Origin of the sequence: Nannocystis bainbridge (genome assembly GCF_028368995.1) — a bacterium.
GTDB lineage: Bacteria > Myxococcota_A > Polyangia > Nannocystales > Nannocystaceae > Nannocystis > Nannocystis bainbridge.
In genome coordinates this window covers 605,125-622,014 of sequence record NZ_JAQNDL010000001.1, presented here as the reverse complement: position 1 = coordinate 622,014, position 16,890 = coordinate 605,125, and the positions used below count along the sequence as shown (strand labels likewise).

At 71.2% G+C, this 16,890-nt stretch carries 13 protein-coding genes; 10 read left to right on the top strand and 3 right to left on the bottom strand.

All coding sequences use genetic code 11. The features are described from left to right. Window positions 1–5: 5 nt before the first annotated feature. Window positions 6–305, top strand: a complete 300-nt coding sequence (locus POL25_RS02455; RefSeq protein ID WP_272084160.1) for a TFIIB-type zinc ribbon-containing protein — start codon at window positions 6–8, stop codon at window positions 303–305. 13 nt (window positions 306–318) lie between these two features. Continuing rightward, window positions 319–1,170 (top strand): LysR family transcriptional regulator, encoded by an 852-nt coding sequence (locus tag POL25_RS02450; protein ID WP_272084159.1) that lies wholly within the window; start codon window positions 319–321, stop codon window positions 1,168–1,170. A gap of 103 nt (window positions 1,171–1,273) precedes the next feature. Here POL25_RS02450 and POL25_RS02445 read toward each other — a convergent pair whose 3' ends face one another. Both POL25_RS02445 and POL25_RS02440 read right to left on the bottom strand, forming a co-directional pair. Next, window positions 1,274–2,245: an isopenicillin N synthase family dioxygenase gene (locus POL25_RS02445; protein WP_272084158.1), complete on the bottom strand. Its 972-nt coding sequence runs from the start codon at window positions 2,243–2,245 to the stop codon at window positions 1,274–1,276. 43 nt (window positions 2,246–2,288) lie between these two features. Next, entirely contained in the window at window positions 2,289–3,512 is a 1,224-nt protein-coding gene (locus tag POL25_RS02440) for a NupC/NupG family nucleoside CNT transporter (RefSeq protein WP_272084157.1), read from the bottom strand. A gap of 123 nt (window positions 3,513–3,635) precedes the next feature. Here POL25_RS02440 and POL25_RS02435 point away from each other — a divergent pair, with 123 nt between their 5' ends. The 6 genes from POL25_RS02435 to POL25_RS02410 all read left to right on the top strand — a co-directional run bounded on the left by POL25_RS02435 (window position 3,636) and on the right by POL25_RS02410 (window position 12,409). After that, entirely contained in the window at window positions 3,636–4,229 is a 594-nt protein-coding gene (locus POL25_RS02435) for a thymidine kinase (protein ID WP_272084156.1), read from the top strand. Window positions 4,230–4,745: 516 nt separating this feature from the next. After that, window positions 4,746–5,318 carry a lamin tail domain-containing protein gene (locus POL25_RS02430; protein ID WP_272084155.1) on the top strand — a complete coding sequence of 191 codons (573 nt, stop codon included), beginning with the start codon at window positions 4,746–4,748 and terminating at the stop codon, window positions 5,316–5,318. Beyond that, window positions 5,309–6,577, top strand: coding sequence for a thermonuclease family protein (locus tag POL25_RS02425; RefSeq protein WP_272084154.1), 1,269 nt, complete (start codon window positions 5,309–5,311; stop codon window positions 6,575–6,577). Before POL25_RS02430 ends, POL25_RS02425 begins: the two co-directional genes overlap by 10 nt. A gap of 32 nt (window positions 6,578–6,609) precedes the next feature. Further along, window positions 6,610–9,480 (top strand): lamin tail domain-containing protein, encoded by a 2,871-nt coding sequence (locus POL25_RS02420; protein ID WP_272084153.1) that lies wholly within the window; start codon window positions 6,610–6,612, stop codon window positions 9,478–9,480. Beyond that, the gene (locus POL25_RS02415; RefSeq protein ID WP_272084152.1) at window positions 9,471–10,004 is read left to right on the top strand and encodes a thermonuclease family protein; all 534 of its coding nucleotides are present in this window, start codon (window positions 9,471–9,473) and stop codon (window positions 10,002–10,004) included. The genes POL25_RS02420 and POL25_RS02415 overlap by 10 nt, the downstream gene beginning before the upstream one ends. Window positions 10,005–10,054: 50 nt before the next feature. Further along, window positions 10,055–12,409 carry a helix-hairpin-helix domain-containing protein gene (locus POL25_RS02410; protein WP_272084151.1) on the top strand — a complete coding sequence of 785 codons (2,355 nt, stop codon included), beginning with the start codon at window positions 10,055–10,057 and terminating at the stop codon, window positions 12,407–12,409. 174 nt (window positions 12,410–12,583) lie between these two features. On the opposite strand, the gene POL25_RS02405 is transcribed toward POL25_RS02410, so the two are convergent. Then, window positions 12,584–13,558 (bottom strand): hypothetical protein, encoded by a 975-nt coding sequence (locus POL25_RS02405; protein ID WP_272084150.1) that lies wholly within the window; start codon window positions 13,556–13,558, stop codon window positions 12,584–12,586. Window positions 13,559–14,071: 513 nt separating this feature from the next. Here POL25_RS02405 and POL25_RS02400 point away from each other — a divergent pair. Both POL25_RS02400 and POL25_RS02395 read left to right on the top strand, forming a co-directional pair. Continuing rightward, a complete protein-coding gene (locus POL25_RS02400; RefSeq protein WP_272084149.1) occupies window positions 14,072–15,349 on the top strand; it encodes a Kelch repeat-containing protein in 1,278 nt (425 codons plus the stop codon). A gap of 205 nt (window positions 15,350–15,554) precedes the next feature. Further along, window positions 15,555–16,487: a peptidoglycan DD-metalloendopeptidase family protein gene (locus tag POL25_RS02395; RefSeq protein WP_272084148.1), complete on the top strand. Its 933-nt coding sequence runs from the start codon at window positions 15,555–15,557 to the stop codon at window positions 16,485–16,487. Window positions 16,488–16,890: the final 403 nt, after the last annotated feature.

The following is a 16,890-nucleotide window of genomic DNA, read 5'->3' as shown; positions in this document are numbered from 1 at the left end:
GCGCGATGAGCAGCGGAACTCTGAGCGAGCAGGAGAAGCAGCAGCGCGAGGACCTGGTGCGCCGGCGCGAGGCGGTCCAGATCCGTCAGTCCCAGATCTCGACGGACGAGCGCGAGAGCCAGAAGCGGCTGCACTGGATGCGCTGCCCCAAGTGCGGCAGCGAGCTCGCCGAGGTCCAGTTCCGCAACGTCAAGGTCGACAAGTGCTTCGCCTGCAACGGCGTGTTCCTCGACGACGGCGAGCTCGAGCAGCTGACCGGAAAGCCAGGCTGGATCGAGAGCATGCTGCGCTTCTTCAAGAGCTGAGCCGCCGCGTCGGATGCTCACCTCGCTCGACGACCTGCGGTTCCTCGAGGCGTTCGAGCGCCTCGGCTCGGCGACGGCGGCCGGCCGCGACCTCGGCGTCGCCGCCTCGACCGTCTACCGCCGGATCGCCGCGCTCGAGCAGGCCGTCGGGTTCGCCTGCCTCGAGCGCACCCGCGGCATCACCCCGGCCGGGCGCGAGCTCGCGGCGCTGGCTCGCAGCACCAGCGCCACGCTCGCCGGCATCACCCGCCGCGCCCGCGACCGCCGCGAGGAGGTGCGCGGCACCATCACGGTCACCACCATCGACGGCTTCGGCCCGCTGCTGGTCGCGCCGATCGCCGCGCTCGCGGCCGCCTTCCCGCTGCTGCGGGTCGACGTGCACATCTCCGACGCCGGCCTGAGCCTGCGCAAGGGCCAGGCCGAGATCGGCCTCGGCCTGCTCGCCGACCCGCCGAACACCCTGGTCGGGCGCAAGCTGTTCCCGGTCCATTTCGGCGTCTACGGCGCGCGGGCGCTGGCCGCCGAGCCCGAGCACGCGCGCTGGCTGGTGCTCGGCGCCCCGCTCCACACCACCTGGCTCGGCCAGTGGGAGCGCGAGCACGTGCCGAAGGACCGCATCGCCTTCGCCACCCCGTCGCGGCGCCTGCTCGTCGACCTGACCGCCGCCGGCGTCGGCCTCAACCTCATGCCCGCGCGCCTGGCCGCCGAGCACCCCGAGCTCGTCGAGCTCAAGCAGTTCCGCGCCAGCACGGCCCCGCTGACCCGCCCGGCGTGGATCTTGACCCACCCCGACCTGCGCAAGGACGCCCGCGTCTCGGTCGTGATGAGGACCCTGGCCAAACACCTCGCCCAGCAGGACGGCTGAGTCGGGCTGTCCCGGCGGACATGTCCGATGCGGCAGGTCCCGAAGAGCCTGTCGCTTCAGACATGTCCCGGGCGCCAGGTCACTGTGCGCGCCGCCGAAGCGCTCACGCCTGCGGCTTGAGCAGCCCGATCTCGATCAGCCGCTGCGTCAGGTACTGGTCGGCCGTGATCGGCTCCGGGTAGTGGTTCGGGTTGTCGGGCGTGACGCAGGTCGACAGCGACTCGATCGAGAACTCCGAGTTGGGGTGGAGGAAGAACGGGATCGAGTAGCGCGGCACCTCGGCGTAGGGCGAGGGCGGGTTGACCACGCGGTGGGTGGTCGAGCGCAGCACGTCGTTGGTGAGGCGCTGCAGCATGTCGCCGACGTTGACCACGATCGCCTCGGGGATGGTCGTCACCGGCACCCACTGGCCGGCGCGGCTCAGCACCTCGAGCCCGGGCTCGCCGGAGCCGATGAGCAGGGTGATGAGGTTGATGTCCTCGTGCTGGCCGGAGCGGACGCTGCCGGGGTCGCCGCGGCCGGGCGCGAGCGGCGGGTAGTGGATCGGGCGCAGGATCGAGTTGCCGTGGTCGGTCTTGTCCTCGAAGTAGCGCTCGTCGAGGCCGAGGCCGAGGGCGACCGCGCGCAGGACCCGGTCGCCGAGCGCCTCGAGCTGCTGGTACAGCGCCCACGTCGCCTCGCGGAACCCGGCGACCTCGGTCGGCCAGATGTTGGGAGGGTAGTGGCTGGTCCACGCCGCGCCCGCCACGTGCTCGCGGCCGACGTGCCAGAACTCCTTGAGGTCGACCGCCGGGCTGTCCTTGGCGTGCTCGACCCCGAACGGCGTGTAGCCGCGGGCGCCGCCCTTGCCGACCCGGTAGGCCAGCTTCTGCTCGATCGGCAGCTCGAAGAACTCCTTGATCACGCGGTAGGCGTCGGCGATGACCGCGTCGGGGATGCCGTGGTTCGACACCGCCACGAAGCCGATCTCGCGGTAGGCGTGGTTGAGCGCGCGGACGAACCCTTCTCGCTCGCGCGGGTCGTCCGAGCGGTCGAAGCGGCGGATGTCGAGGATCGGTACCAGTTCGGTGGACATGTCTTGTGGTTCCTGGCTTGCTCGCCCGATCGAGGCGCGGGGCTCAGAGCAGCGCGCCCGCGACGCAGGCGGTGGAGAAGTTGGCGAGCGTGGCGGTGACCAGGGCCAGCAGGCCGAGGCGGGCGATGTCGGGCTTGCGCTCGGGCACCAGCGCCCCGAGCCCGCCGATCTGGATGCCGATGCTCGACAGGTTGGCGAACCCGCACACCGCGAAGGTCGCGATCGCCACGGTGCGCGGGTCGAGCCCGGCGGCCGCGTGCAGCTGCTGGAACGCCACGATCTCGTTGACCGCCATGCGCGTGCCGAGCACCCCGCCGACGGTGGTCGCCTCGGACCACGGGATGCCCATCAGCGCGGCGATCGGCGCGAAGCCCCAGCCGAGCACGCGCTCGATCGACAGCGGGGCCCCGAACGCCGGGATCAGGCCGACGACCGCGTTCAGCAGCGACACCAGGGCGACGAACGAGATCAGCATCGCGCCGACGTTGGCGGCCAGGCGCAGGCCGTCGCTGGTGCCGCTGGCGGCCGCCTCGAGGATGTTGCGGTTGTTCTCGACCGGCGCGTCGCGGACCATCCCGGCCGTCTCGGGGATGCCGGTCTCGGGCACCACCAGCTTGGCGTACACCAGCGAGATCGGGGCCGTCATCGCCATCGCCGTCAGCAGGTGCTCGATCCGCACCCCGCCGAACAGCACGTAGGCGCCGAGGATCGCCCCCGACACCGACGCCATGCCGGCGACGATCACCGTGAACAGCTCCGACTCGGTCAGCTTGCTGAGGAACGGCCGGATCGTCAGCGGCGCCTCGGTCTGGCCCATGAAGATGCTGGCGGCGATGCACAGCGACTCGGCCCCGCTGGCGCCGAACACGTGGACCATCGCCCGCGCCAGCACGCGCACGATCAGCTGCATGACCCCGAGGTAGTAGAGCACCGCGAACAGCGCCGCGACGAACACGATCGTCGGCAGCACCTGGAACGCGAAGATCATGCCGATGCCGGTGGCGCCGCCATTGGGCATACCGAGCGGGCCGAACAGGAAGCCCGAGCCGACGAACGCGTGGTCGAGCACCGCCTGCACCGCCCTGGCCGCGTGGGCCAGGCCCTCGCCGCCCTGCGGCAGCTTGAGCAGCAGCAGGCCGATGATCCACTGCAGCGCCACGCCCCACAGCACCACCCGCAGCGACACCGCCTTGCGATCGCGGCTGAGGGCGTAGCCGACGCCGAGCAGGACGACGAAGCCGACGACGCTCATGAGCTGAAGGGGCATTCGCCGCCGACTTTAGCAGCCCGCCCGAGGCCCGTGGAGGGTGGTGGCCACATTTCGCGGCGCGCCGCGACTTGCGGCGGCTTTACAGCGCGGCGCCCGGCGAGGCACCATCCACGCGCCCGCATGGCCAAGCTCTACTTCCGTCACGGCACCATGGACAGCGCCAAGACCCTGAACTTGCTGGCGGTGGCCCACAATTACCGCAGCCAGGGCAAGCGGGTGCTGCTGCTGAAGCCGCGGATCGACGACCGCTTCGGCGCCGGCGCGATCGCCTCCCGCGCCGGCCTGCACGCCGCGGCCGACATCCTCCTCGACCGCGACAGCGTCCTCGACCCCGCCCAATTCGTGGGCGTCGACTGCGTGCTCGTCGACGAGGCCCAGTTCCTGAGCGCGCGGCTCATCGAGCAGCTGCGGGTGCTGACCCACGGCGGCCCGCCGGTCATCTGCTACGGCCTGCGCACCGATTTCCGCACCGAGCTGTTCGAGGGCTCGCGGCGCCTGCTCGAGCTGGCCGACAGCATCGAGGAGGTCAAGGTCACCTGCCAGTTCTGCAACCGCAAGGCGATCTTCAACCTCCGCCACGGCGGCGGCGAGGCGGTCACCGAGGGCGAGCAGATCCAGCTCGGCGGGGCCGAGAGCTACGCGCCGGCCTGCTTCCACTGCTATCAGGCCCGCACCTCGCTGTTCCCGCCGCTGCCGTCGCGGTCCGGGGCATAGCGCCAGCGGAGCTCCCCGGCGTGGTGACGGTGGCCCGCACGGCGCGGCCCCCGGACCTCGTCGCGCGCGTGAGGGCGTGCGTAACGGCGATCACACGCATTGCACTGCGCGTGACGTCGTTCGGGGACCACCTGGTCCTCGGGACAGCCCCCAACAATCGCAGCACACCGCCGCGGATCGCGTAAGTTGGCTTCCGGGGCCGATCTCCGCCCCCCTGCGGCCTTCGCGGCTGCACTGAACGAACGTTCAAAGCGGCCCCGCGCAGGTCCTGCACTCACAAATTTGTATGTGAAATTTCAACGCAGTCCCCAGTTCGTGGCGACTGTGAAATCAGGCCGGCGTCACCCGCGTGGCGAGAGAATGTCGCCGTGACGTCGCCGATTTTCTCCTGGAGCACCGGCCCCGGCGCCCGCGGGGCGCGTGTAGCATGACTTCCCGAGAGCCGTGTTCTCGGGCCGTACGCACCGTCTGTTGCGCCTCGCCGCGCCGTCGATGTTGGGAGCATCGCTGGCGTGCGTGCGACCGCCGCTGGAGACCACCTGTCCCAAGATACAGGCTGGCGACCTGGCCCTGACCGAGTTCCGCGAGAACCAGCCGGGCTCGTACCGGCAGTGGATCGAGCTCTACAACGCCTCCGAGGAGCCGATCGACCTGGCCGGGCTGCGGGTCGCGTTCACCCGCAACGACGGCAAGCCCCACGGCGCCTTCCTGGTCCGCGACGAGGCCCTCGTGGTCGAGCCCGGGGCCTACGTGGTGCTCGGCAGCGACGACCCCGAGCGCGCGGCCTACCTCGACTACAGCTACCTGGTCGACTGGTACAGCCCGTCGAACCCCGAGAACCCGCGCGACCTGCCGAAGGGCGGCCTCGTCGACGTGTACGCCTGCGGCAAGCTGATCGACCGCGTCATCCTGCGCAACCTGACCCAGAAGGACCCGAAGAAGCCGCCGCAGGGCACCACCTTCTGGCCCGGCGACCCGAGCGCCGCCGACAACGACGAGGGCGCCAAGTGGTGCGTCGACGACTTCACCACGTCGTCCGGGATCGGCCTCTTCGGCACCCCGGGGGAGGCCAATCCCACATGTCCCTGAAGACATGGTCGTTCGGACATATGTTGCTGCTCGTCGTCGCGGCCGCGGCGGCGCTGGCCTGCAACCCGGTGGTCCACCGGTTCGACCGCACCACCGTCGCCGCCAGCCTGTCCAAGGGCAACGACGCCGCGCTGGTGATCGGCGAGTTCCCGCTGATGAAGGTCACCGACGGCGACACCATCCGCGTCGCCGGCCTCGACGCCAGCATGCGCCTGCTGGGCCTCGACACCGAGGAGACCTTCAAGCGCAAGTCCGAGTACATGGAGTTCGACAAGGGCTGGGAGCGCTACCTCGCCGAGGCCCAGGCCAAGACGAAGAGCCCGGTCAAGATCCCGACGCCGATGGGCGAGGAGGCCAAGAAGTACGCCGAGGCCTTCTTCCACGGCGTGCGCACCGTCCGGCTCGAGCGCGATCACCCCAAGGAGATCCGCGACTTCTACAACCGCTACCTCGCGTACGTGTTCGTCGAGAAGGACGGCAAGACCTACAACTACAACGTCGAGTGCGTGCGCGCCGGCATGAGCCCGTACTTCAGCAAGTACGGCTATTCGCGCCGGTTCCACAAGGAGTTCGTGGCCGCCCAGGAGGAGGCCCGCGCGGCCAAGCGCGGCATCTGGGACCCGAGCAAGCAGCACTACACCGACTACGACCGCCGCCTCGAGTGGTGGAACCGCCGCGGCGACTTCATCCAGGCGTTCGAGCTGCAAGCCGCCGACCACCCCAACTGGATCGTCCTGACCCACTGGGACGCGCTCGACCGCCTGCAGGGCAAGGTCGGCCGCGAGGTCGTGATCCTCGGCGCCATCGGCGACGTCCGCGAGACCGCCGGCCCGACCAAGGTCCTGCTCAGCCGCCGCCGCACCGGCAGCCTGCCGCTGATCTTCTTCGACAAGGATGTCCTGGCCCGCTCCGGCGCGGTCGAGGCCCGCGGCGAGTTCGTGGTCGCCCGCGGCGTCATCACCAAGTACTTCAACAAGTACAAGAAGCAGGACGAGCTGCAGATCGTGGTGACGATGCCGGGGCAGATCCAGCGCGAGGTGCTGGCGCCGGTCGACGAGACCGAGACCAAGGCCGACGCCGAGCCCGCGCCGGAGCCGGCGCCGCAAGACTCGCCCGCGCCCGAGGGCGCCGCCGACGTGGCCGAGCCGGAAGCGCCGGCCGAGAACTCCCCGAACACCGCCAAGCAGGACGCGGCCGACGCTCGCGCCGACGCCATCATCGAGCGCTCCGCCGACCGCGAGGGCAGGACGCCCCGCTGAACCGCCCGCCCGGGCGAGACCGAGATCCGACCATGAACCGCCGCACGCTCGCCCGCCTCGCCCTCGTCGTCTCCGTCGCCCCCGGCTGCGGCGACAGCAACGCCACCAGCGACACCGACGCCGGCAGCTGCGTGGCCGCCCTGCGCGGCGGCGAGCTGGTGATCACCGAGTACATGCCCGACCCCAAGGGCAGCGACGCCGACGGCATCGAGTGGCTCGAGGTCCACAACCCGAGCAGCACGGCGGTCAGCCTGAGCGGCGTCGGCCTGGTCTACAGCCGGGCCGACGGCACCGACGCCAAGGGCCACCTGATCCAGGGCAACGTCGAGGTCCCGCCGGGCGCCTACATGACCTTCGGCGCCGTCACCGACGAGACCCGCCCCGAGTACATCGACTACGGCTACGGCACCGACCTCGGCTCGATGTCCAACACCTCGGGCATGCTGACGGTCCGCTGCGGCAACGTCGTCGTCGACGAGGTCATCTACGACGCGACCCGCATCAAGGACGGCGTCAGCACGACCCTCGACGGCCAGGTCACGCCCGACGCGACCGCCAACGACGACTTCGCGCAGTGGTGCACCGCGCCGACCGACGGCGAGCCCTACTTCACCAGCGAGTTCGGCTCGCCGCGCCAGCCCAACGCCGCCTGCCCGCTGGCGGCCCCCGAGTCGTGCGGCCAGTGCTACGACGGCGGCGCCCTGCGCGACGCGATCGCCCCGCAGGCCGGCCAGCTGGTGATCACCGAGGTCATGGCCAACGCCGGCCTCACCACCATGACCGTCGGCGAGTGGTTCGAGCTGCAGGTCACCGACGGCGCGTTCGACCTCAACTGCCTGCAGTACGGCAGCAACACCACCAAGTTCGCCGCCGACAAGAAGAACGCGCAGGTGCTGCAGCAGCCCGAGTGCTTCAAGGTCGGCGCCGGCGACACCGTGCTGTTCTCGCAAAAGGCGTGGGAAGCGACCGACGTGGTCATGAAGCTGACGCTCAACGACAGCGCCAGCGACTCGAACCCGAGCCCCGGGGTGTTCATCGCCTACGGCGACCAGATCCTCGACGAGATCCACTACCCGAGCCCCAAAGACGGCATCGCCTGGAGCCTCGACCCCGGCGCCACCACCGTCGCCGGCAACGACGACCCGGCCAACTTCTGCCTCGCCTACGAGTCGTTCGCCGAGGGCGACCTCGGCACCCCCGGCGCGCCCAACCCGATCTGCCTGAAGAACCCGTGCGACGACGGCGGCGCCGTCCGCGAGGCGGTCGCACCTGTCCCCGGGGACATCTTCATCACCGAGGTCCACGCCAACACCTCGGCCGCCATCGGCGAGCCGGCCGGCGAGTGGATCGAGTTCTTCACCCCGGTGAGCTTCGACCTCAACGGCCTCCAGCTCGGCAAGTCGGCCGAGTCGATCAGCTTCACCTTCCCCGGCGGCGCGTGCCAGTCGGTCGGCCCCGGCCTGGTCCTGCTGGCCCGCAGCGGCGCCACCGGCGACATGCTGGCCCCGGCGGCCAGCTACGCCAGCCTGCAGCTCAGCAACACCAGCGGCAACCTGTGGATCGGCGCCGGCGGGGTCGAGCTCGACAGCATGCCGTACGACTCGCCCAAGGACGGCGTGGCCCGCCAGGTCGACCCCGCGGTCATCGACGCGTTCACGATGTCGCTCGACCCGGCGCTCAACGACCCGGCCGAGGCCCGCTGCGACGCGGCCGTCCCGTACGCCCCGTTCAACACCGACCTCGGCACGCCCGGCGCCGACAACAGCGTGTGCAACGGCCCGCCGCCGACCGGCCAGTGCACCGACCCCGACACCCAGCAGCCGCGCCCGATCGACCCGCCGCAGGCCGGCGAGCTGCTGATCAGCGAGTGGATGGCCAACCCCAAGTCCGTCGGCGACACCGCGGGCGAGTGGTTCGAGCTGTTCGCCGACGGCGAGTTCGACCTCAACGGCCTCGAGATCGGCAAGGTGTGGGACCCGTACACCGTCGGCGATTTCGTGCCGGTCGCCGGCGACTGCCTCGAGGTGAAGCCCGGTGAATCGGTCCTGCTCGCCCGCTCGGGCGACCCCGCCGTCAACGGCGGCCTGCCGGCGCCGCGGTTCGTCACCAAGATCAGCCTCGGCAACTCGAACGGCGGCCTGTTCGTCGGCCACGGCGGGGTCGAGCTCGACCACGTCGCCTACGCCAGCACCAGCGACGGCGCGTCGACCCAGCTCTCGCTCGAGTTCATCACCCCCGGCGCGCTCGACGTGGCCGTCAACGACGTCCCCGACAACCTCTGCTTCGCCGCGGCGCTCTACAACGCGACCGACAAGGGCAGCCCGGGCGCGATGAACGCGGCCTGCGGCGGCGGCTTCGTCGACCCCTGCTTCGACGCCGAGCTGAACGCCATGCGCGAGAAGCACTCGCCCGGCGTCGGCGACCTCGTCATCACCGAGTTCCTCGCCAACCCCTCGGGCACCGAGACCGACCGCGAGTGGTTCGAGGTGCTGGCCAACGCCGACGTCGACCTCAACAACGTCAAGGCGCTGTCGAAGTTCGCGCCGACGCCCGCCGAGCTGACGGCCGCCAAGACCCTCGGCGGCGCCAACTGCATCGCCGTCACCGCCGGCAGCCGGGCGCTGCTGGCCCGCAAGCTCGACCCCGCGATCAACGGCGGCCTGCCGGCGGTCGACGCCGCGTTCGGGTTCTCGCTCGCCAACTCGGCCGGCGCCATCTCGCTGGCGGTCGGCGAGCTGGTGCTCGACGCCGTGCAGTGGGCCACCAGCCAGGGCGAGGACATCGCCACCCAGCTCGACCCCGGCGTCTCCAACCCCGCGCTCAACGACAACACCGACGCCGACCCGTGGTGCGACGCCGTCGGCCCCGGCACCCCGAAGCAGGAGAACCCGGCATGTCCCTGATCCGGCTCGGATTCCTTCTCGCGTCCGTCCTGCTGCTGGCCTTCGGGACAGGTGGCTGCGACGGCGAAGAGCCGGCGGCCACCGCCAGCGACGGCGACCCCGAGACCTCGAAGTGCGGGCCGACCGTCGGCCGGGTCGCCAAGGTCGTCGACGGCGACACCGTCGTGCTCGAGAGCGGCGAGAAGGTCCGCTACTTGCTGGTCGACACCCCGGAGATCACCAACGGCAAGCGCGAGTGCTTCGGCGTCGAGGCCCGCGACTTCAACGCCGGCTACGTGCTCGGCCAGGAAGTCGCGCTGACCTACGACGTCGAGTGCACCGACGCCTACGGCCGCCTGCTGGCCTACGTCGAGGTCCCCGACGGCGAGATCAACGCCCTGCTGGTCGCCCGCGGCTACGGCTGCGTGCTCGACATCCCGCCCAACGGCGCCGACCGGGCCGGCGAATTCCGCGACATGCAGCGCGTGGCCAGGGACCAAAAGGCCGGGCTGTGGGGCATGTGCAGCGACGTCTGCGGCCCGTGACCCGCGCTTCTGCGATCGAGACTCCCAGCTTCCGGTAGATGACTCCTCACATGTCCTTGCGGCCAGCTTCATGCGCACCCCGGCGCCCCCGCCCGTGCGCCGCGATCGCCCCCGCGCTCGCGCTCGGCCTGTGCGCCGCGCTCGCGCCCGCCGGGGCCGCCGCGGCCCCCTACGAGGCCTTCGTCGACGTCGACGACGAGGACGACCTGCTCGAGCTCAACACCGCCGGCGACATCTCCGGCGAGACCTTCGACACCCTGATCGAGCTGCTGCGCCGCGGCGTCAACCTCAACACCGCCTCGCGCGAGGAGCTGTTCACGCTGCCGAACCTGACCTACAAGCAGGTCGACGGCATCATCCGCTACCGCACCGAGGCCGGCTTCATCTACGATCCGGCCGCGCTGGTGCTGGCCGGCGTGCTCGACCGCGATCAGCTCGAGGCGATCGCCGCGTTCATCTACATCGTCGAGCCCAACCGCCGCTACTCCGCGACCTCGGGCAAGGTCCGCCTGCGCAGCGCCTGGTCGCCGCCCGACCGCCGCCTGCCGGCGATGGTGCTCGACGGCCAGGTCCAGACCCTGCGCCACCTGCGGCTCGGCGTCGCCGGCGTGCTGACCCGCAGCCGCGTCGACGACGTGCGCTACGACCCCAACCGCGACGCCCTGTCGGCCGAGCAGCCGCGCCCGCGCGGCTACCTGCCCAAGGTCTACGTGCAGTGGGAGGACGACAATTACAACGTCCTGCTCGGCACCTACCGCATCGGCTTCGGCCAGCGCCTGACCTTCGACAACACCCGCAACTACACGCCGAACGGCATCTACCGCGACAACACGATCTACCCGCGGCCGGTCCGCCTGACCCGGCTTTGCAAGGAGTCGGCCGGCGAGCTGCCCGACTCGCCGTGCGACGGCGACCTCGGCAGCACCTACGTCACCCCCGATTTCCGCTGGCAGGAGACGCTGCAGGGCATCGCCGCCGGCATCAAGAAGCTCAAGCTCGGCAACGGGTGGATGCAGGCCTACGCGTGGACCTCGGTGCAGGCGCGCAGCGTCTATCAATACAAGCTGTACGACCCGGACAAGTGCTCCGACCCGCGCAGCGACGATCCGCGCTGCGACGCCCCGGCGCTCTACAAGCGCCAGCCCGACCCGTTCGCGCCGACCTCGGAGTTCGGCTACCAGACCTTGCCGCGGATGTTCCGCGAGGTCACCAGCGGCGGCAACGTCAGCTACTTCTTCAACCGCCGCTCATGGGTCGGCGCCACCGGCTACGGCACCGCGATCAAGTGGCTGACCGGCGGCAAGGACTACGACTTCCAGGAGTGGGCCCGCACCCCGTTCGGCGGGCCGTTCGGGGCCATCGGCCTCAACGGCGCGTGGGGCCACCGCTGGAGCGACCTCGGCATCGAGGTCAGCCGCAGCTTCGACTCGATGAAGCGCGCCGACGCGGTCGGCGTCGGCGACAGCAAGGGCGGCGGCGGCTGGGCGGCGATCCTCCGCCACACCGCGACCTTCGGCCGGCACGAGATCGAGACCATCGTCCGCTACTACGACCGGGACTTCGCCAACCCGTACGCGCGCCCGCTGGCGTCGCCCGACGTGTACGAGGGCCAGCGCGCGCGCGACGAGGCCGGCGCCCGCATCCGCTACACCGGCAGGCCGAACAAGGCCTCGAACATCCGCACCTACGTCAACGCGTGGGTGTCGCCCTCGACCAAGGCGCCGGGCATGCACGCCTACCTGCGCGGCGACTACCTGATCACCCGGTGGTTCTTGCCGGCCGTGTGGGTCGAGTACCGCGACAAGGACATGCGCAAGACCGGCCATCAATACTGCTACGGCGGCGACGTCGGGGTGTCCGACCTGGTCGCGGGCGACGACCTCGACGGCGATGTCTACAGCGACGAGGGGCTGGTCTACACCAACGTCAACGGCGAGCCGGTCCGTTGCGCCGGCGAGCAGCTCAAGTTCAACCTGCAGATGGCGTTCATGCCGCACAAGCGGGTCAAGATCGTGCCCCGCTTTCAGCAGCGCTACGTCGGCGACCCGCTCAAGGTCGACCCCGACGTCCCCGGCTTCATCCCCGACACCTACGAGAACGTCGCGCCGGCCGAGCGCGCCAAGTACCGCCGCGACTCGCAGGCGTGGCTGACGATCAACACCCGGCCGATCGATGCGCTGCGGATCCGCGCTCGCATCCGCTGGCTGTCGATGGACACCTCGAGCAACACGCTGCTCGAGCAGTCGCTGTGGAACTACGTCGACGTCTCGTACCTGATCAAGAAGCGGTTCATGGTCCAGGTCCGCTACGACCTGTACTTCTGGCTCGACAAGCGCCCGAGCACGCTCGCCCGCATCCCGTCGCCCGAGAACCGGTTCCTGGTGTCGCTCGAGGGCCGCTTCTGAGGCCGCGCGCCGGCGCCGATCGCCGGTGATGCGCGCGGGCGGGTGACGCCGAGCGGGCAGGTCACTCTGCTTTGCGTTCGCGCCGCTCGCGGTGCGCGTCGAGCACAAGAGGCGAGCGGTGAATGTGCGCCGGGCGCTCGTGATGCGCGCGACGGGCGAAGCCGGGCGTGACCGTCATTCCGCTTGGCGTTCGCGCCGCTCGTGGCGCGCGTCGAGCACGAGCGTGCGGTCGTCGCCGGCGAGCGACCACACGCGCTGGCGCAGCGCCCCGTCCGGCTCGAACTCGAGGCGCACGGCGTGCAGGGTGGCGCGGTCGTCCTCGTGGCCCTTCAGGTCGAGCTGCAGGGCGCCGCCCGCGTGCACCGTCACGTCGCCCTCGTACACGCCGCCACGGTCCGACAGCGCGAGGCAGCGCAGCTGATCGGCGCCGGTGTGATGATAGAGATAGGCGTCGAGCAGGTGCTTCGATTCACCGCTTTCGGTCCTTGCGGTCGTGCGGGCGTGGATCACGTCGGCGTAGGGGATCCACGTGAAGCTCGTCTGCAGGTCGAAGGCCCCGCCGCCGGCCCATTCGCCCCTGGCCTGCCAGGTCGGGCCCACGAGGGCGACAAGGTCCTGCAGGCGCTCCGACGCGGTCGGCGGCGGATCGGTGCGCACGATCGCGGCGGGTGTGGGGACGCGGAAGTAGTCCCACTCGGCGAGCAGGCCGAGCCCACCCGCGCCTCTGCGCTCGAGCAGCGCCTCGCGGTAATTGTCGGGGCCGGCGAAGCTCCAGCGCTGGACCAGATCGCGGCGACCCGGGGTCTGATGCATGACGATTTCGGCCTCCGCGCTGTCGCCCGCGAACGTGATATGGCCCTCGGCCACGCTGCGCGCGTAGGGGTTGAATCCCAGCAGTCGGACCTGCGCGCGTCCCGGGTGCCAGAACAGCACCACCAGCTCGCGCCACGGAGAGCCGGACCCGTCGGTGCCGTCGGTCTCGACGCGCAGCGAGAGGTCGCCGGGGCCCGGGTACCAGGTGTCGGTCTGACTCGTGCCGTTCGGGTTGGTCACGCGCCAAGAGCCGGGCAGCATGCGCGCGAAGCTTGCCATCGGCGGCTGCTTCGGCGCCTCGGCGACCGGCTGCTTCGGCGCCTCGGCGACCGGCACCGGCCGGGCCTCCGGGCTCCGGTCCTGGGCGGTCGAGCAGGCTGGCAGCGCGGCGACGAGGCCCAGCGAGAGCGCGACGAGACGGGGGCAGGGCGTCGCTCGCTCGCGCGAGCTCCCGGGGCGAGGGCTGCGAGCGGGACGGACAGGACGCATGCTCCTCTGGTAGCGAGCCCGCCGCGCGGCTGTCAAGCGCGGCTCTGCGAGAGGACCGGGGCGAGCCCGCCGATCGACGGGAGGGGCCGTCCGGCCTCATGCCATTCGCAACCGGCATGAATGGCGTTCGTGGCCCCACGACCGCCTTCGTCTCGCAGGGCCCGAGCGCGCTGACTGCGCGAATACGCCCGCGCGCCACATGGGCGTGCTGCGTCGCACGATCGGGCGTGGGCGTGCGCCGCGTCGGCTGCAGCGCGCGACTGTGTTGATTTGCCGGCGCCTCGTTCCAATTACAGGGGCGGGCCCATAATGAAAAGTATCGCCTTCGCCTCCGCACTATCGTCATTGTTCGTATGCACCGTGTCCACCGCCACAGCGGCCGGGCCTGTATCGCGGGCCCCGCTCAGCCCCGCGCGGGCGCAGCACGTCGCCGAGTTCTTCCCCGGTCTCGGCGTCGTCGTCACCGGGGGCCACGCTCCCGCCGGCGCGGCCGAGTCCGTGTTCCGCTTCGACGCCGCGGCCGACGTCTGGTCGCCGCTGACGACCGCCCCGGCGGCCTTGTGGGACGCCGTCGCCGTGCGCCTCGCCGACGGTCGCTGGCTGGCGCTCGACGCCCTCGTCGGCGTCATCTACGACCCGGCCTCCGACGTCTGGCTCGACGTGCCGGCGCTGGCCGGGACCTACCGCGAGGAGACGGCGCTCAGCCTGCTCCCCGACGGCGACGTGCTGATCGTCGGCGGCCTCGACACGCCGAAGACCTCGCTGCGCTACGACGTCGCCGCCGGCACCGTGGCCAGCCCGCGCTCGCTCGTGGGCGCGCGCAGCAGCCCCACGGCGACGACTCTGGCCGACGGCCGGGTGCTGGCCGCGGGCGGCTGGAAATGGGGCTACCTGGTCGCCTGGGACGCGGAGATCAAGGAGCCGCTGGCGACCGCCGAGCGCTACGATCCGGCGACCGACGCGTGGATCGCCGCGGCCGCGATGGCGACCCCGCGCGAGCGTCATGCCGCCACGCTGCTGACCACCGGCGAGGTGCTGGTGAGCGGCGGCGGCAGCATCGACATCACCCTCGTGCCCGATCCGTTCCGCGTCACCGCGACGGCCGAGCGCTACGATCCGGTCGGCGACACCTGGGCCGCCGCGGCGACCATGAGCGAGCCGCGCTTCGATCACACGGCCACGCGCTTGCCCTCGGGCAGGGTGCTGGTGGCCGGCGGTCGCGGGCTCGGCGGCGTGCTGGCGAGCGTCGAGGTCTACGACCCGGCGACCGACACGTGGACCCCGTTGCCGCCGATGACGACGCCGCGGTGGCTCCACACGGCCACCTTCGTGCCCGGTCACGGGGTCCTGATCGTCGGCGGCACGGTCGGCTCGATCACGAGTCCGCTGGCCGCCGTCGAGCTCTATCCTTTCGGACAGGTCGCGTCGGGAGCGGCGTGCGTCGTCGCCGACGAGTGCGCGAGCGGTGCGTGCGTCGCCGGCGTGTGCGAGCCCGGGGACGCGGGGCCGGGCGAGCCGTTCGGCTGCGACGCCGAGCCCGCTGGTGCGTGGCCCGACGGCATCGGCGTGCTCGGGCTGTTCGGCTGCGGTCTGTGGGGGCGCCGTCGTCGGCGCGCGACGACGGCGAGCAGGCGCTGAGTCGAGCGCAGCGAGGTTCGCGGGGCGCACGCGTGGGCGCGCCTGCGAGCGCTCGCGGTGTTTGCGGCGCGGTCGACTTCGGTGATCGAAAATCGGGGCCGGGTTACTCGACAGGACGACGTTCGGAGCCGCTGGACCGGCGGCTCTGCGTGTGGAGACCGACTCCACGTTCGCCCTCTTTGTCTCGCCCGCGAAGGACCCCGACATGACCCGACTCGCCTCCGTGTTCGCCCATCGCAACCTCTTCTCGCTGGCGCTCGCTGGCACCCTGTCCGTCGCTCTCGGCGGCTGTATCGAGGACATGACCGCCGAGGAGGCCGAGCTCGATCCGGCCGGCTTCTTCGGCGACGAGGAGTGGTGGGACGCGGGCCCGCCCGCCGGTGAGGAGGCCGCCGAGTTCGACGCGCTCGAGGACCTCGCCGCGCAGACCGAGGTCAGCCTGGCGCCGGCGTTCCAGCTGCCGTTCCCGTGCGGCCAGGTGTGGGCCGGCCAGACCCGCACCAATCACAGCCCGGTCAACTCGGTCGACTTCAACCGCACCGACGACGTAAACGATCCGGTGGTGGCGGCCGCGGCGGGCAAGGTCAGCCGCGTGGCCAACGAGGGCGCCACGAGCTACGGCAAGTGGGTCGAGATCGATCACGGCGGCGGCTACCGCACCCGCTACGCCCACCTCAACTCGCAGAGCGTGACGGTCGGCCAGAGCGTCAGCCAGGGCCAGAAGATCGGCACCGTGGGCAGCACCGGCGGCTCGTCGGGCCCGCACCTCCACTACGAGCAGCGCCTGAACGGGACCGCGCAGAAGCCGGTGTTCAACGGCTCGACCGCGCTGTTCTTCGGCACCAAGAACTACACCAGCAAGAACAAGTGCAGCGGCGGCGGCAGCGGCGGCGTCACCGGCACGGTCTCCACCAGCGGCCTGCCGCTGACCGTGCGCTCGACCCCGAGCACCAGCGGGACGGCGGTCGGCTCGGTCGCCAACGGCGCCAAGGTGACGATCACCTGCCAGAAGAACGGCACCTCGGTGACCGGCACGTTCGGCACCACCAAGCTGTGGGACTTCATCGGCACGGGCTACGTGTCCGACGCGTATATCAACACCGGCTCCGACGGCCAGGTCGCCCCGACCTGCAACTGATCTCGCCCGGTGAATCCGCAGGAGCGTCGGCGTGCCTCACGGCGCGCCGGCGCTTCGCCGTTTCAGGCGCGCGAACGAATGTGGGCAGCAGCGCCGGTCGCGTCCGCGAAGGTGAAGGCCTGTGAGCTCCGACGAGTGGCGAGCGTCGGTCATCGGCGAGCGGGGGAGGGTTCGGCGTCCGCGATTGCCCGCACCCTGATCTCGCTCCGGCGAGCGCTTCGCGAGCGCGAGCGACGGTCATCGGCGAGCGGGGGAGGGTTCGGCGTCCGCGATTGCCCGCACCCTGATCTCGCTCCGGCGAGCGGCGGGCGTCCGCGAATGTGAGCACCCTTGATTTCGCTCCGGTGAGCGTTCGGCGTCCCGCGAATGCTCGCATCCGGCGATCGTCGCCGTCCGCGAACGC

What these genes read in the sequence shown, in the direction of transcription:
- POL25_RS02395 (WP_272084148.1), top strand. Translation starts at nt 15,555, where the DNA reads ATGACCCGACTCGCCTCCGTGTTCGCCCATCGCAACCTCTTCTCGCTG.
- POL25_RS02420 (WP_272084153.1), top strand. Translation starts at nt 6,610, where the DNA reads ATGAACCGCCGCACGCTCGCCCGCCTCGCCCTCGTCGTCTCCGTCGCC.
- POL25_RS02415 (WP_272084152.1), top strand. Translation starts at nt 9,471, where the DNA reads ATGTCCCTGATCCGGCTCGGATTCCTTCTCGCGTCCGTCCTGCTGCTG.
- POL25_RS02425 (WP_272084154.1), top strand. Translation starts at nt 5,309, where the DNA reads ATGTCCCTGAAGACATGGTCGTTCGGACATATGTTGCTGCTCGTCGTC.
- POL25_RS02450 (WP_272084159.1), top strand. Translation starts at nt 319, where the DNA reads ATGCTCACCTCGCTCGACGACCTGCGGTTCCTCGAGGCGTTCGAGCGC.
- POL25_RS02435 (WP_272084156.1), top strand. Translation starts at nt 3,636, where the DNA reads ATGGCCAAGCTCTACTTCCGTCACGGCACCATGGACAGCGCCAAGACC.
- POL25_RS02440 (WP_272084157.1), bottom strand. Translation starts at nt 3,512, where the DNA reads ATGCCCCTTCAGCTCATGAGCGTCGTCGGCTTCGTCGTCCTGCTCGGC.
- POL25_RS02445 (WP_272084158.1), bottom strand. Translation starts at nt 2,245, where the DNA reads ATGTCCACCGAACTGGTACCGATCCTCGACATCCGCCGCTTCGACCGC.
- POL25_RS02410 (WP_272084151.1), top strand. Translation starts at nt 10,055, where the DNA reads ATGTCCTTGCGGCCAGCTTCATGCGCACCCCGGCGCCCCCGCCCGTGC.
- POL25_RS02455 (WP_272084160.1), top strand. Translation starts at nt 6, where the DNA reads ATGAGCAGCGGAACTCTGAGCGAGCAGGAGAAGCAGCAGCGCGAGGAC.